Origin of the sequence: Erythrobacter dokdonensis DSW-74, from assembly GCF_001677335.1 — a bacterium.
In the GTDB taxonomy this organism is placed as follows: Bacteria; Pseudomonadota; Alphaproteobacteria; order Sphingomonadales; family Sphingomonadaceae; genus Erythrobacter; species Erythrobacter dokdonensis.
Genome location: NZ_LZYB01000003.1, coordinates 418,154 through 431,728 on the forward strand (window position 1 = coordinate 418,154; position 13,575 = coordinate 431,728).

Genomic DNA, 13,575 nt, shown 5'->3' on the forward strand with positions numbered 1-13,575 from the left:
ACCAGACCGGGGTGAGCATCGCAAGGGAGCCCGCCAAGCATGACCATCGCTATCCTGACCCTCCGCTCCCGCCTGCTGCGCGCGTTCGTGACTGTGGCCGCGCTCTCCGCTCTGTCCGCACCCGCATTCGCGCAGGAGGGGGCCGAGGAGGCGCGGCTTCGCAAGCTCGAAGCCGAAGTGCGCGCCTTGCAGCGCAAGGTCTTTCCGGGCGGCGACGGGCGTTATTTCGAACCGCAGATTGCTCCCGGCGCCCAGGCACAGGTCCAGAACGGGCAGGTCATGGGCGTGATCCCGCCCGCCACTACCGCCGTAACCGACATTCTCGTGCGGCTCGATGCGCTCGAGGCGCAGTTGCAGACCCTGACGGCGCGTTCCGAGGAGCAGGCCAATAGCCTGGCCAAGCTGGAACTGCGCCTCGCCGCGCTGGAGGATGGTGCCGGTGAGGTTGCCACTGCGCCGGCATCCGCCGCGCCGGCGATGGCCGCGCAGGCCAGCACGCCGCCGCCGATCGATCGCAGCACTCCGACCGCTGCACCCGCGCCCGTCGCCGCGCCGAGCGCCGAACGGCTTGCTGCGGTTCAGGCGATCACCAAGCCGCAAACCGGTGATGCCGGGGACGATGAATATTCCTATGGTTTCCGTCTATGGAACGCCGGGTTCTTTCCCGAGGCACGCCAGCAGCTCACCAGGTTCGTCGAGCAATATCCCGATCATTCGCGCATAAGCTATGGCCGCAATCTTCTGGGCCGCGCCTTCCTTGACGACAATCTGCCCGAAGAGGCCGCGCGCTGGTTCCTGCGCAATTACCAGGCTGACAAAACCAGTCCGCGCGCTCCCGACAGCTTGCTTTACCTCGGTGCCGCGATGATCGCGATGCGCGATACCAAGCGTGCCTGTATCGCGCTTGCTGAGTTTGCCGAGACCTATCCGTTGATCGCCTCGGGGCGGCTTGCTGACGAGTATCAGTCCGCCCGCGCCAACGTGACGTGCGGATAGAGGCATCGCGTTTCGCCGCCGATCTTGCGGCGCTCTGGCCGGAGGATGAACGCTCCGGTCCGCTGGGGCTGGCAGTTTCGGGCGGGCCTGACAGTCTGGCACTGATGCTGCTCGCACATGCCGCGCTGCCGGGCGGGATCGCGGTGGCGAGCATCGATCACGGCCTCAGGCCCGAAGCCGCCGGAGAGGTCGCGCTGGTCGAGCGGCTGGCGGGCGAGCGCGCGATCCCCTTCACCCCCATCACGCTCACCCCGCAACCGGGCAATCTCCAGGCGCAGGCGCGCGCCGGTCGCTACGCTGCCTTGGCCGAGTGGGCGATGCAGAACGGTTTGGGCGCGATTGCCACGGCCCATCACGCTGACGATCAGGCCGAGACACTGCTGATGCGCCTTAACCGGGGGAGCGGGCTTGCGGGGCTTGCCGGTGTGCGCGGGCGGGCCAGCATCGAAGGCAGCGAGGTGCCGCTGCTGCGTCCGCTGCTCGGCTGGCGCAAGGCCGACCTCGCCGAGGTTGTCGCGGCGGCCGGAATCGTGGCGGTGGAGGATCCTTCAAACGCCAATCCCGATTTCGAACGGGCGGCGATGCGCGCGCGGCTGGCGGCGGCAGACTGGCTCGACCCTGCGCAACTGGCCGTCAGCGCGGCCCATATCGCCGAGGGCTGGCAGGCGCTCCAGTGGTATGCGACATGCGAGTGGGACGAGATGGTGATGCGCGATCCGGACATGCCGGGGTTCGTCTACTGCGCCAATGCGCCGCGTGTGGTGGCGATCGAGACGATCCTGCGCATCATCGGCGAGCTTGGCGGCCATGCCACGCGTGCCGAGGCTGCGCGGATGTGGGACCGGCTGTGGCAGGGCGAGAATGCTTCGCTGGGCGGCGTGCTGGCGGTGCCGGGGGTCGAAAGGGTCGAGAAGATCGGCGTATTGATGCGTGTCTGGCGCTTCCGCCCGGAACCGCCGAGAGGCGCGCTCAACTGAGGCGTGGCCGGCCGCGCGGCGGTCAGGTCACATCACCTTGTCGCCGACCCCGACCATGCGTCCGCGCGTGATGATCACCTTGTCGCCCCGCCTGGCGGCGGCGAACAGCTTCGCGGCGAATTCATCGGGCACACCGATGCAGCCGTGGCTGGCATAGCCATTGAGCACCGGCGAGCCGTGGATCGCGATCCCGTCCCAGGTCAGCCGCAGCGTGAAGGGCATCGGGGCATTATTGTATTTCTCGGAAATATTGTCCTTCTCCTTGGTAAGGATCGGGAAGGTGCCGAGCGGAGTGGGGTGCTTGCGGGTGCCGAGCAGCGCAACGGCGGTGCCGATCTCGTGTCCGTCGCGGAAGGCGCTGAGCACGCGCGCTTCGAGATCGACGGTAATGACGAGCTTGCCTGTCGCGGGGGCTGCGCTTTCGTCCCAGAACCAGTCGCCATAGCGGATGCTGCCCTCGATCGGCAGGATCGACTTGATGACGAAGGGATCATTGCTGGTGCTGCTTGCGGCAGCGGTTGCGGGGGTGGTCACCGGAAGCGGCTGCACGACCTCGGCGGAAATCATCAGCGCCGCCGGACCGCGCGCGGCTTCGATCTGTGCCGCAGGCTCTGCGAAGGTGACTTCATCGCCGCTCGCGAGGGCCGGTAGTCCGGCATAGACCAGCGTGGCTTCTTCGCTTGCCGGTGCCCCTGGCAGGGCCGGATCGACCCGAGGCGGCATTTCCTTGTCGGGATCGATCCGTTCGAAGGCGGTGTTGGCATGAGCTGCAATCATCTCGGCCGCCTCGGCGGCATCCTGCGCACTGGGCTGGGCCAGCAGCGGCGCGCAGGAAGCGGCAAGGGTTACAAGCGCGATGGGAAGAACGAGAGACCGGATCATGTTCCGGTTCATGCCCTTTCGGAACGATGCTTACCAGTGGTTAACCATCGCGCGTCCCTCGCGGGGACGATGGCGATGCAGGAGTTAACGCTGGTTTAGGGCGCTGCAATCACTCCGAACAGATCGTGCGCGTCGGCATCCTCGATAGTGGCCTCGACGATGTCGCCGGGCGCAAGGTTTTCGGGCACGTTGCGCAGGTAGACCGCACCGTCGATCTCGGGCGCGTCGGCCTGGCTGCGGCCGGTGGCACCGATATCGCCGTCCTCGTCCGCCTCGCCCACCTCGTCGATGATGACGGGGAGAGTGCGGCCGACCTTGGCCGCCAGCTTGGCGGCGCTGATGCGTTCGGTCACTTCCATGATCCGGGCGTAGCGTTCTTCCTTCACTTCCTCCGGCACGTGATCGGGCAGGGCATTGGCGGTGGCGCCTTCGACCGGTTCGAAGCGGAAGGCGCCGACGCGGTCGAGCTGAGCTTCCTCCAGCCAGTCGAGCAGATACTGGAAGTCCTCCTCGGTCTCGCCCGGGAAGCCGACCACGAAGGACGATCGGATCGCGATATCGGGGCAGATTTCGCGCCACGATTTCAGCCGTTCGAGCACCTTGGCCTCGTTGGCGGGGCGGCGCATCAGCTTCAGCACCTTGGGGCTGGCGTGCTGGAAGGGAATGTCGAGATAGGGCGTCAGCAGCCCCTCGGCCATCAGCGGGATCACCTGATCGACATGGGGGTAGGGATAGACGTAGTGCAGGCGCACCCAGGGCGGGGTGCCGTCGGCGGTGCGCAATTGCCCCAGCTCGCGCGCCAGATCGGTCATGTGGGCGCGGACGGGGTGGCCCTTCCACTCGCGGCTCTCGTGACGGATATCGACCCCGTAGGCGCTGGTGTCCTGCGAGATGACCAGCAGTTCCTTCGTCCCCGCCGCGACCAGCTTTTCCGCCTCGCGCAGCACGGCATCGACCCGGCGGCTGGCGAGTTTTCCGCGCAAGCTCGGGATGATGCAGAAGGCGCAGGAGTGATTGCAGCCCTCGGAAATCTTGAGGTAGCTGTAATGGCGCGGGGTGAGCTTGATGTCGGGCTGCGGGATCAGGTCGATGAACGGGCCTTGCGACGGCGGGGCGTGAGTGTGCACCGCCTCGACCACCTGCTCGTATTGATGCGCGCCCGTTACCGCGAGCACCTGCGGATGGGCGGCGCGGATCGCATCGGCCTCCTCGCCCATGCAGCCGGTGACGATGACGCGGCCATTCTCGGCGATCGCCTCCCCGATCGCGGCGAGGCTTTCCTCCTTGGCGGAATCGAGAAAGCCGCAGGTATTGACCAGCACGACGTCCGCGCCCGCATAGTCCTCGGCAAAGGCATAGCCATCGGCGCGCAGACGGGTGAGGATGCGCTCGGAATCGACCAGCGCCTTGGGGCAGCCGAGGCTGACCATACCGATGCGCTTCTGGTCGGGGATCGTGGTGGGGGCGGTTGACATAGCGGCGCGCCCCTACACCAGAGCGCGACTTTGCGCTAGCAGGGCGTGAAACCGACAGGAGATGCGCGGATGAACGATTTTGCCCTGTGGCCGGTGCTGGCGGGTGCCGCAGCCTTCTTTGCGGTCGGCGCGCTGTGGTACGGGGTGCTGTTCCCCAAGGCGTGGCAGCGCGCGGCGGGGCTGTCCGATGTGCAGGTCAAGAGCGGCAACATGACGCTGATCTTCGGCCTGACCTTCGCCTTCGAAATGCTGATCGCGATGGTGCTTTGGCACCTCCTCGCCCGCACCGACCCTGCGCCTTTCGTGGTGATGATGATGGCGGTGGGCTTTGCGGTGGGCGTGATGATCCCGGCGGTGGGGATCAACTACCTCTACCTGAGGAAACCGCTGGCGCTGTTCCTGATCGACGCGGGCCATTTTCTTGTCGGCATGGCGGCAATGGGCGGCGTGTTCGTCTGGTTTCGCGGCTAGGCGCCGGTCAGCGTTCCTCGCGGCCGATGGTCGGCACGATCTCGACCACCACATCGCCCGGCTGGAGCGTCTGGCACTCCTCCTCCCAGAAGCCGATGGCGCGGCCGTTGCGATAGACGCGCAGGCCCTGTCCTCCGCTCTTGAGGTCGGTGATCGGGCAGCCGCATTCCTCCGCGCTGACCACGCGCTCGACCAGTTGCACCCGCCCGCCGACGCTGGCGAGATCGGCGAGATAATCGGCGATATGCGCGCCCTTGACGCTGCCGGCCAGCAGCAGCCCGGTAAAGCGCACCGGGTTGATGACATTGTCCGCGCCCGCCTGCCGCGCCAGCACCTCGTTGTCGTCGGCGCGCACCACCACGCTGATCGGCACCTTGGGCGCGAGGTGGCGCACGGTCAGCACGATCAGGATCGAGGTGTCGTCCCGTCCCGCCGAGACCAGCACGCTCTGGGCATTGCCGATGCGCACCGCCTTGAGCGTTTCATCGCGGGTGGCATCGGCGGCCATGACGTTGACACCCAGCTTTTCCGCCTCGGCCAGGCGGTCCTCGGAAGGGTCGATTACCACGATGCGGGCAGGATCGATGCCGCGTTCGATCAGTTCGCCCACGCTTTGCGAGCCGGATACGCCATAGCCCAGCACCACGACATGTTCGGTAAGCTGTTCCTGAATGCGGGCCATGCGCCATTTCTCCCAGCTGCGCTTGATGACGAAGTCGTAGGCAGCGCCCACGAAGATGAACAGGATGGCGATGCGCACCGGGGTGACGATCACCGCCTCGATCAGCCGAGCGCGGTCGCTCACCGGGGCAATGTCGCCAAAGCCGGTGGTCGTGACGCTGATCATGGTGAAATAGACCACGTCGAGGAAGCTGATCTCGCCGTCGACATTGTCGACCAGCCCCGCCCGGTCCCACCAGTGGATCAGGATGACCATGAGAAGCAAGCCCAGCGCCAGCCCGGTTCTGAGGCCGACATCGCCCCACACCGGGATCTTGACCTGACGCCTGAGCGGGCGGAACTGGCTCGCCAGCATCGCCTTGCGGCGGAACGGGTTGCGGCCCGGCTGCTGTCCGCCCGCTTTCGCCATCAGTCGCCGAACCGCTCCGCCAGGATGCCGATGGTCGAATAGTGGGTGAGGTCGAGCTGCAGGGGCGTGACGGCGACAAAGCCGTCGTCGATCGCTTCCAGGTCGGTGCCATGGTCCAACGTGTGCTCGATCGGGTCGAGCCCGAACCAGAAATAGCGGTAGCCACGCGGGTCGCGCCCTTCGACGATGGAGCCGCGCGAATAGTCGTGGAAGCCCTGCCGCACCACCCGGACGCCCTTGACCTGTTCGGGCGGCAGCGCGGGGAAATTGACGTTGATCAGCGTGCGTTCGGCCATCGGTGCGTCGATCAGTTTTGCGAGCACCTTGGGGCCCCATTCGCGCGCCGCGCCGAAGGGCACGTCATCGCCCATGCCTTCGCGGGCATAGACCTGGCTGAAGGCGACCGAGCGGATGCCCGCCAGCGCACCCTCGATCGCGGCCGAGACCGTGCCGGAGTAAGTGATGTCATCGCCGAGGTTCGCCCCGCGGTTGACGCCTGACAGGATGATGTCGGGCGCTCCGTCCATCACCGTGCGCAGCGCCATCATCACGCTGTCGGTCGGCGTGCCGGTGACGGCAAAGCGCCGCTCGGAGAGCTTGTTGAGCCTGACGGGGCGCGTGAGCGTGAGCGAATGGCCCGCGCCCGACTGTTCCTCGGACGGGGCGCAGATCCAGATATCGTCGGAAAACTGGCGCGCGATCTCCTCCAGCACCTTGAGGCCGGGGGCGTGCACGCCGTCGTCATTGGTAAGGAGGATGCGCATCAGGTGAACGGCTCCAGCGTGGTGACGCCGCCCATATAGGGCAGCAGGGCCTCAGGCACGGTGACCGAGCCATCGGCGTTCTGGTAGTTCTCGATCACCGCTACCAGCGTGCGCCCGACCGCGAGGCCCGAGCCGTTGAGGGTATGGACGAACTCGGTCTTCTTCTCGCCGGCCACCCGGTAGCGCGTGTTCATGCGGCGGGCCTGGAAGTCGCCAGTGTTCGAGCACGAGCTGATCTCGCGGAAGGCGCCTTGCCCCGGGAGCCACACCTCCAGATCATAGGTCTTGCGCGCGCCAAAACCCATGTCGCCGGTGCACAGCAGCAGCTTGCGATAGGGCAGGTTCAGGCGCTCGAGGATGGTCTCGGCGGCGCGGGTCATGCGCTGGTGTTCTTCTTCGGAATCTTCCGGCTTTACGATGCTGACGAGCTCGCACTTTTCGAACTGGTGCTGGCGGATGAAGCCGCGCGTATCACGCCCCGCCGCGCCCGCTTCGGAGCGGAAGCACAGGGTGAGCGCGGTAAGGCGCATCGGCAGCGCGGCCTCGTCGAGCAATTCGCCCATGACGCTGGCGGTGAGGGAGACTTCCGAGGTGGGGATGAGCCAGCGGCCATTGGTGGTGCAGAAGCTGTCTTCCGCAAATTTGGGCAGCTTGTCGGTGCCATACATGGCATCATCGCCCACCAGCACCGGCGGGTTGCATTCGGCATAGCCGTGCTCGCCGGTCTGCACATCGAGCATGAACTGGCCGAGCGCCCTGTGCAGGCGGGCCATGTCTCCGCGCAGGAAGGTGAAGCGCGCGCCCGAGATCCTTGCGCCGGTTTCGAAATCCATGCCCAGCATCGGGGAAATGTCGGCATGTTCGCCCGGCGCGAAGTCGAAGGCGCGCTTTTCGCCCCATTCGCTGACGATCCGGTTGTCCTCCTCGTCCGCGCCATCCGGCACATCGGCGGCGGGGAGATTGGGAATGATCTCCAGCGCCGCTTTCAGCTTCGCGGCGAGTTCATCGGCGCGTGCCTCCAGCGCGGGCATTTCCTCCTTGAGCGCGGCGACCTCGGCCTTCAGCGCCTCGGCGCCTTCCTTGTCGCCCTTGCCCATCGCCGCGCCGATCAGCTTCGACGCCTCGTTGCGGCGGCTCTGCGCCTGCTGCACCGCAGTCGTCGCCGCGCGGCGTTCCTCGTCCAATGCGATCAGATCGGCGGCCTGCGGGGCCAGCCCGCGCCGGGCGAGGCCTGCATCGAAGGCTTGTGCATTCTCACGGATAAAGCGGATGTCGTGCATGGCCGCGCCTATGCCCGCTCGCTTGGCACAAGGAAAGAGGGAAGGGGCGGCAGCGGTGCCTCGGCTGCCGCCGCCCCTTCACAGGGTAGGGGCTCAGAAGTTGATCTGTCCGGTCACGAAGATCCGGCGCGGGTCGCCGTAGAAGCCGGTCAGCGTGCCTTCGCGGCCCAGCGTCGGGATGAACGGCGCACCGGCCACGCCGCCGGCGACGAAGTTGTAGCCCGCGACGATGTATTCCTTGTCGAACAGGTTCTTGCCGTGCAGCCCGATCGAATAGAGCCCGCTGTCGGCGGTATAGACGATGCTCGCATCGACCAGCACGAAGCCGTCCTGGTCAAGGAAGGGGTTGGGCACTTCGAACTGGCTGGCATCCGAACGCAGCGAAGCCAGGCCGATGAAATCCATCATCCCGCCGCCGACCGGCAGGCCCATGTTGAAGCCCATATGCGCGGTAATGTCGGGCGTGTTCTGGAACACCCGCTGGTCAGCCACGTCATTTCCGAAAGCATCGATGAAGGTATTGAACTTGGCATCGAGCACGCCCAGCGACCAGTTGATGCTGAAGCGGCTGCCGTCGCCGGCGAAGTCCTTGCCGATCAGCGCCGTGCCTTCGAACTCGATCCCGTTGACGTCGGCCGAAGCCGCGTTCGAGGTGATGCCGATAAAGCTGTCGTTGGTGCCATCGCCATTGCTGTCGAAGCCGACCGAGCCGGGGATCTGGACATTGTCATACTGGCCCAGGAACCCGGCGAGGCGGATGTTCACGCGGTTGTCGAGCAGCGAGGCCTTCCAGCCCAGCTCGAAGCTGTCGACCGTTTCCGGATCGAAGGCCATGAAGTCGAACACTTCCTGCGGCGTGCAGGCGCCGCCGGTGCTGTTGCGGCATGCGGTGGTTTGGCCGCGCGGGTCGAACCCGCCGCCCTTGAAGCCCTGCGAATAGGTGAAATAGACGTTGTGGTTCGCATTGGGCTGCCAGCTGATCGAGGCGCGCGGGTTGAAGTCCTTGAAGGTCGCGCTGTCATCGAAGTCGCTGGTCACCGCGATCGGGAAGCCTGCCCCGCCGAACAGGTCGGAGAAGCCGCCCAGGAAGGTGGTCCGCAGCACCCGGCTCGAACGCTTGTCGTTGGTGTAGCGTCCGCCCACCGACACGCTGATGGTATCGGTCAGGTCATAGGTGAAGTCGCCGAAAACCGACCAGGTCTTGGTATCGACATCGCCCAGCGTCTGGGCGGTCAGGCCGTTCAGGGTGGTGAACAGCGCCACGTCGAAGGCGGTGAAAGCGTTGGCGTCGAGATAGTAGAAGCCGAGCACACCCGACAGGCGGTCGCCTTCGTAAAGCAGCTGCAATTCCTGACTGAACTGCTCGTTTTCGTAGATCGCCGGCACATCGAGATCGACCGCGGGAAGGCTGTCGAAGTCGATCGGGGTCGTGGACTTGTCCTCGCGGTAGCCGGTGATCGACTTGAAGGTGAGGGTGTCGGAAAGCTCGATCGCGACATTCAGCGCGCCCCCATAGGCCTCCACTTCCTGATCCACGATGTCGAGCCCGGCACGGGTGTCGAACACGTCGTCGAGAACCGGTGCGCCGGAAAGCTGGCCGGGTATCAGGCGGTGGCCCTGGCGGGCCTCGCTATTGTCCTTGATGTAGTCGCCCGACAGGCGGACGAACACCGGACCGCTGTCGAATTCGATGGTGCCGCGTGCGGCCCACACGTCCTTGTTGTAGTTTTCGGTGCCGAGCGTGAGGTTCTCGCCAAAACCCCCGCGCGAAAGCCGCGCGCCGCTCGCGCCGATCTTGAGATTATCGGTGATCGGCGTCGAGGCGCTGACGATCAGGTCGGCCTGGTCATAGGAACCGTAGGTGCCGCGCACCATAAGGCTGGTCTTGTCCGGCAGGGCGGCGGTGACATACTTGATCGCGCCGCCGATGGTGTTGCGCCCGTAGAGCGTGCCCTGCGGTCCGCGCAGCACTTCGATGCGCTCGACCTGATAGATGTCGAGCACCGCGGCCTGCGGGCGGTTCAGATAGACGTCGTCGATGTAGAGGCCCACACCGGCCTCGAAACCGGCGACCGGATCCTGCTGGCCCACCCCGCGGATGAAAGCGGTGAGCGTGGTGTTCGTGCCCCGGCTGACCTCGAGTGTGAGGTTGGGTACCTGCTGTGCGATCTGCGTAAGGTCCTGCACGCCCTGCTGGATGAGGCTTTCACCCGACAGCGAGGTGACCGAAAGCGGCACGTCGATCAGTCGTTCTTCGCGGCGCCGGGCGGTGACGATGATCACGCCGTCTTCCTGTTCGCTCGCGGTGGTGCCCGCAACTTCGTCCTGGGCGGCGAGCGGCGCTGCGAAAGTGGCAATTCCTGCGCAACCGGCAAGCAGCGCGGCACGCGCGTAAATCGTCTTGGTCATGTGGGTTTATCCTCTCCTGGCCCTCTTCTCGCTGCCTCAATATTGAAAGTTGAACCACCTTTCAAGTTTAGACTTGTGCTCAGGCCGGGCAAAGCCTACCGAATGCGCGGAGGGAGTAGCTGATGAGCAACACTCGGCCAGCCGAGGTCAGGGTCGCGCAGGCCGCGGGCGGCGATGCCAAGGCGCCGCGCACCGAGCGCGGACGGCGCACCCTGCGCAAGCTGCTTGATGCAGCGGCCGAGGAGTTCGGCGAGAAGGGTTTCCACGAGGCGTCGGTCAGCTCGATCACCAGGCGCGCCGGTGTCGCGCTGGGCAGTTTCTACACCTATTTCGACAGCAAGGACGCGCTGTTCCGCGCACTGGTCGCCGACATGAGCGAGAAGGTGCGCACCAGTGCGCGTTCGGCATTGCATGATGGCATGGGCGCGCTCGAGATCGAACGTGCCGCGCTGGCCGCCTTCCTGCGCTTCGCTGCCGAACACAAGGAAATCTACCGCATTATCGATGAGGCCGAATTCGTCGATCCGACAAGCTATCGCCAGCATTACGAAACCATCGCAGCCCGGATTGCCGATCGCCTGACGGCCGGCGCACGGGCTGGCGAATTCCGCGACGGTCTCGGAGAGCTCGAGGCCTGGGCTCTGATGGGCATGAACGTGTTTGTCGGCTTGCGCTATGTCGTCTGGGGCGGGGCGGACATGACGGCCGATGATGTCGCGGCCGGCGTTAATCGCTTGCTTGCCGAAGGCGTGCTGCGGCGCTGACAGTCGCGCCGGTCGCGTCCGGCCCCTCTCTATCCGTCACCTGACATGGGCCGCCGCCAGGCGTGCCGCATCGCATTGCGGGCCGTACAACACGTATGCGAACAATTCTCAATAGCATATGTATTGACTCTCATTCGCAATAAGGTCAGAAGCGCGCCAGACCTCTCCACCAGCAGGAAGCGCCGACTTTGAAGACCTTGTGTTCCTTTGCCTCTGTCCATGCCCTCGTCATCGCAGGCCTTGCGCTGCCTGCGGCAGCCGCCAGTGCGGAGTCCGCAATCGAGTCCGAAAGCGCCGAGAACCAGCAGCAGACCGGCCGGATTGTCGTCACCGCGACCCGTACCCCGGCACTGCAGGAGGAGGTGCCTGCCACCGTCACCGTGATCACCGACGAGGAAATCGCCGATCAGCTGGCCACCGACATCAAGGATCTGGTCCGCTTCGAACCCGGTGTCAGCGTGCGCCGTGCGCCTGCCCGCTTCGGCGCGGCCTTCGGCTCGACCGGACGGGCGCGCAACGAGGACTTTGTCATTCGTGGGATCGGCGGCAACCGCGTGCTGATCCAGGTCGACGGGATCCGCTCGCCCCAGGGCCTCGCCTTCGGCCCGCAGGACGCTGGCCGCGGCGGCTTTGCTGATGTCAGCCTCGTCAAGCAGGTCGAGATCCTGCGCGGTCCGGCCTCGGCACTTTACGGAAGCGACGGGCTGGCGGGCGCCGTCAGCTTTGTCACCGCCGATCCGGTCGACATCCTCAAGGGCGACAGTGTCGGCGGCTTCGTCACCTCGCAATTCTCGAGCGAGGACGATGAATTTGCGCAGACCGCGACGCTCGCCGGTCAAAGCGGCAATCTTTCGGCCATGGTCGCCTATACCCGGCGCGATTTCTCCGAGCTGGAAAACCGCGGCGAGAATGACGGCACCGGCCCGACCCGCACCGCGCCCAACCCGCAGGACGGACGCAGCAATGCAGTGCTCGCCAAGCTGGTGTGGGACAACGGTTCGCACCGCGTGCGGCTGACCGGCGAATGGCTGGATGCCGCGGTCGAAACCGAGGTGCTGACCGGGCTTGGCCCTGCCTTCCTGTTCGGGCCCGCGCCGGTCTGGAACGTCGACGCCCTGAATGCGCGCGATACCAACGAACGGGTCCGCGCCTCGCTCGACTGGACCTATGACGGCAGCCCGGAAGACGCGATCGAATATGCCTTCCTTTCCGCCTTCTGGCAGGATGCCACGGACCGCCAGTTCGCCTTCGAGGAGCGCACCGCGCTCGGGTTCATCCCGGCACCCGACCGCGAACGGCTGAACACTTTCGAGAACCGAGTATACGGTGCCGTGACCGAGCTGCGCAGCGGGTTCGATCTGGGCGGCATGACGCATCGCATCGCATTCGGCGGCGATGTCAGCTGGACCCGTCAGGAGGGCCTGCGCGATGGCACCTTCCCGGGCCGCGGAGAGACCTTCCCGACCCGTGCCTTTCCGGTCACCGACTTCACGCTCGGCGGTGTGTTCCTCTCGGACGAGATTACCCTCCTCGATGGGGCTTTGACCCTGTTCCCTGCGCTCCGGTTCGACTTTTACGATCTCAACCCGACCGACGACCCGCTGCTGCCCGGCTTTGCTGTTGCCGGCCAAAGCGGAAGCCGCCTCAGCCCCAAGTTCGGCACAACCCTGAAGCTGGCCGACGACCTGATCCTTTTCGGCAACTACGCGCAGGGCTTCCTTGCGCCGACGCCATCCCAGGTGAACAACTTCTTCGAATTCATTGCCGGCGGCTACACCTCGATCCCCAATCCCGACTTGCGCCCCGAAACCAGCGAGAGCTTTGAAGCCGGCGCGCGTTATGTCGGCGATATCTTCTCGCTGCAGGTCACGGGCTTCAGGGGCGATTACGACAATTTCATCAGCCAGCAGATCGTCAGCGGCTCCTTTACGCCCCAGGATCCGGCGATCTTCCAGTTCGTCAATTTCAGCGGTGCGCGGATCGAGGGGGTCGAAGCACGGGCGGAAATGCGCCTCGATAGCGGCTGGAACGCACGTTTCGCGATGGCCTATGCCGATGGCGATACCTTCGACCAAACGGGTGCGCGCCTGCCGCTGGATACGATCGACCCGTTCAACCTCATCGCCGGGATGGGCTATCGCGACCCGGGCGGGCGGTTCGGGGGCGAGCTGATCCTGACGCATAATGGCCGCAAGGAAGCGGGCGAACTCGAGCGCGCGGCGGACGGCACCGACCTGTTCGTGCGCCCCGAAGCCTCGACGATCCTCGACCTTACGGCATTCCTCGCGGTGACCGACGCGCTGAAACTGCGGGTCGGCGTCTTCAACCTCACCAACGAGAAATACGCCCTGTGGTCCGACGTGCGCGGGCTGCGCAGGCAGGATGCAGGAATTCTTGATGCCTTCACGCGGCCGGGACGAAATGTTAGTGTTTCGGCAAGCTATCGATTCTGAATTGCATTACCAAC

At 65.6% G+C, this 13,575-nt stretch carries 11 protein-coding genes; 5 read left to right on the forward strand and 6 right to left on the reverse strand.

What is annotated here, in order from left to right; all coding sequences use genetic code 11:
* Positions 1-39: 39 nt before the first annotated feature.
* The gene (locus I603_RS08340; protein WP_068863962.1) at positions 40-996 is read left to right on the forward strand and encodes a tetratricopeptide repeat protein; all 957 of its coding nucleotides are present in this window, start codon (positions 40-42) and stop codon (positions 994-996) included.
* Complete coding sequence (tilS, locus tag I603_RS08345) at positions 987-1,973, forward strand: tRNA lysidine(34) synthetase TilS (RefSeq protein WP_068863965.1); 987 nt, start codon at positions 987-989, stop codon at positions 1,971-1,973. The genes I603_RS08340 and tilS overlap by 10 nt, the downstream gene beginning before the upstream one ends.
* 27 nt (positions 1,974-2,000) lie before the next feature.
* Here tilS and I603_RS08350 read toward each other — a convergent pair whose 3' ends face one another.
* Both I603_RS08350 and rimO read right to left on the reverse strand, forming a co-directional pair.
* On the reverse strand, positions 2,001-2,855 hold the full coding sequence (locus I603_RS08350; protein WP_068864160.1) for a L,D-transpeptidase family protein: 855 nt from the start codon (positions 2,853-2,855) through the stop codon (positions 2,001-2,003).
* Between the two features lie 95 nt (positions 2,856-2,950).
* Positions 2,951-4,330 (reverse strand): 30S ribosomal protein S12 methylthiotransferase RimO, encoded by a 1,380-nt coding sequence (rimO, locus tag I603_RS08355; RefSeq protein ID WP_068863967.1) that lies wholly within the window; start codon positions 4,328-4,330, stop codon positions 2,951-2,953.
* Between the two features lie 69 nt (positions 4,331-4,399).
* Here rimO and I603_RS08360 point away from each other — a divergent pair, with 69 nt between their 5' ends.
* Entirely contained in the window at positions 4,400-4,801 is a 402-nt protein-coding gene (locus I603_RS08360) for a DUF1761 domain-containing protein (RefSeq protein ID WP_068863968.1), read from the forward strand.
* 7 nt (positions 4,802-4,808) lie between these two features.
* Here I603_RS08360 and I603_RS08365 read toward each other — a convergent pair whose 3' ends face one another.
* The 4 genes from I603_RS08365 to I603_RS08380 all read right to left on the reverse strand — a co-directional run bounded on the left by I603_RS08365 (position 4,809) and on the right by I603_RS08380 (position 10,344).
* Positions 4,809-5,837 carry a potassium channel family protein gene (locus I603_RS08365; RefSeq protein WP_068864162.1) on the reverse strand — a complete coding sequence of 343 codons (1,029 nt, stop codon included), beginning with the start codon at positions 5,835-5,837 and terminating at the stop codon, positions 4,809-4,811.
* Between the two features lie 53 nt (positions 5,838-5,890).
* Positions 5,891-6,655 (reverse strand): 5'/3'-nucleotidase SurE, encoded by a 765-nt coding sequence (surE, locus tag I603_RS08370; protein WP_068863970.1) that lies wholly within the window; start codon positions 6,653-6,655, stop codon positions 5,891-5,893.
* The gene (gene serS / locus I603_RS08375; RefSeq protein WP_068863972.1) at positions 6,655-7,935 is read right to left on the reverse strand and encodes a serine--tRNA ligase; all 1,281 of its coding nucleotides are present in this window, start codon (positions 7,933-7,935) and stop codon (positions 6,655-6,657) included. Before serS ends, surE begins: the two co-directional genes overlap by 1 nt.
* Before the next feature lie 93 nt (positions 7,936-8,028).
* Complete coding sequence (locus I603_RS08380; RefSeq protein WP_068863974.1) at positions 8,029-10,344, reverse strand: TonB-dependent receptor; 2,316 nt, start codon at positions 10,342-10,344, stop codon at positions 8,029-8,031.
* Between the two features lie 122 nt (positions 10,345-10,466).
* Here I603_RS08380 and I603_RS08385 point away from each other — a divergent pair, with 122 nt between their 5' ends.
* Both I603_RS08385 and I603_RS08390 read left to right on the forward strand, forming a co-directional pair.
* Positions 10,467-11,108 carry a TetR/AcrR family transcriptional regulator gene (locus I603_RS08385; protein WP_068863976.1) on the forward strand — a complete coding sequence of 214 codons (642 nt, stop codon included), beginning with the start codon at positions 10,467-10,469 and terminating at the stop codon, positions 11,106-11,108.
* Positions 11,109-11,296: 188 nt separating this feature from the next.
* A complete protein-coding gene (locus I603_RS08390; RefSeq protein ID WP_232305300.1) occupies positions 11,297-13,561 on the forward strand; it encodes a TonB-dependent hemoglobin/transferrin/lactoferrin family receptor in 2,265 nt (754 codons plus the stop codon).
* The last annotated feature ends 14 nt before the right edge of the window (positions 13,562-13,575 follow it).

What these genes read in the sequence shown, in the direction of transcription:
- I603_RS08340 (WP_068863962.1), top strand. Translation starts at nt 40, where the DNA reads ATGACCATCGCTATCCTGACCCTCCGCTCCCGCCTGCTGCGCGCGTTC.
- I603_RS08350 (WP_068864160.1), bottom strand. Translation starts at nt 2,855, where the DNA reads ATGATCCGGTCTCTCGTTCTTCCCATCGCGCTTGTAACCCTTGCCGCT.
- rimO (WP_068863967.1), bottom strand. Translation starts at nt 4,330, where the DNA reads ATGTCAACCGCCCCCACCACGATCCCCGACCAGAAGCGCATCGGTATG.
- I603_RS08360 (WP_068863968.1), top strand. Translation starts at nt 4,400, where the DNA reads ATGAACGATTTTGCCCTGTGGCCGGTGCTGGCGGGTGCCGCAGCCTTC.
- I603_RS08365 (WP_068864162.1), bottom strand. Translation starts at nt 5,837, where the DNA reads ATGCTGGCGAGCCAGTTCCGCCCGCTCAGGCGTCAGGTCAAGATCCCG.
- surE (WP_068863970.1), bottom strand. Translation starts at nt 6,655, where the DNA reads ATGCGCATCCTCCTTACCAATGACGACGGCGTGCACGCCCCCGGCCTC.
- serS (WP_068863972.1), bottom strand. Translation starts at nt 7,935, where the DNA reads ATGCACGACATCCGCTTTATCCGTGAGAATGCACAAGCCTTCGATGCA.
- I603_RS08380 (WP_068863974.1), bottom strand. Translation starts at nt 10,344, where the DNA reads ATGACCAAGACGATTTACGCGCGTGCCGCGCTGCTTGCCGGTTGCGCA.
- I603_RS08385 (WP_068863976.1), top strand. Translation starts at nt 10,467, where the DNA reads ATGAGCAACACTCGGCCAGCCGAGGTCAGGGTCGCGCAGGCCGCGGGC.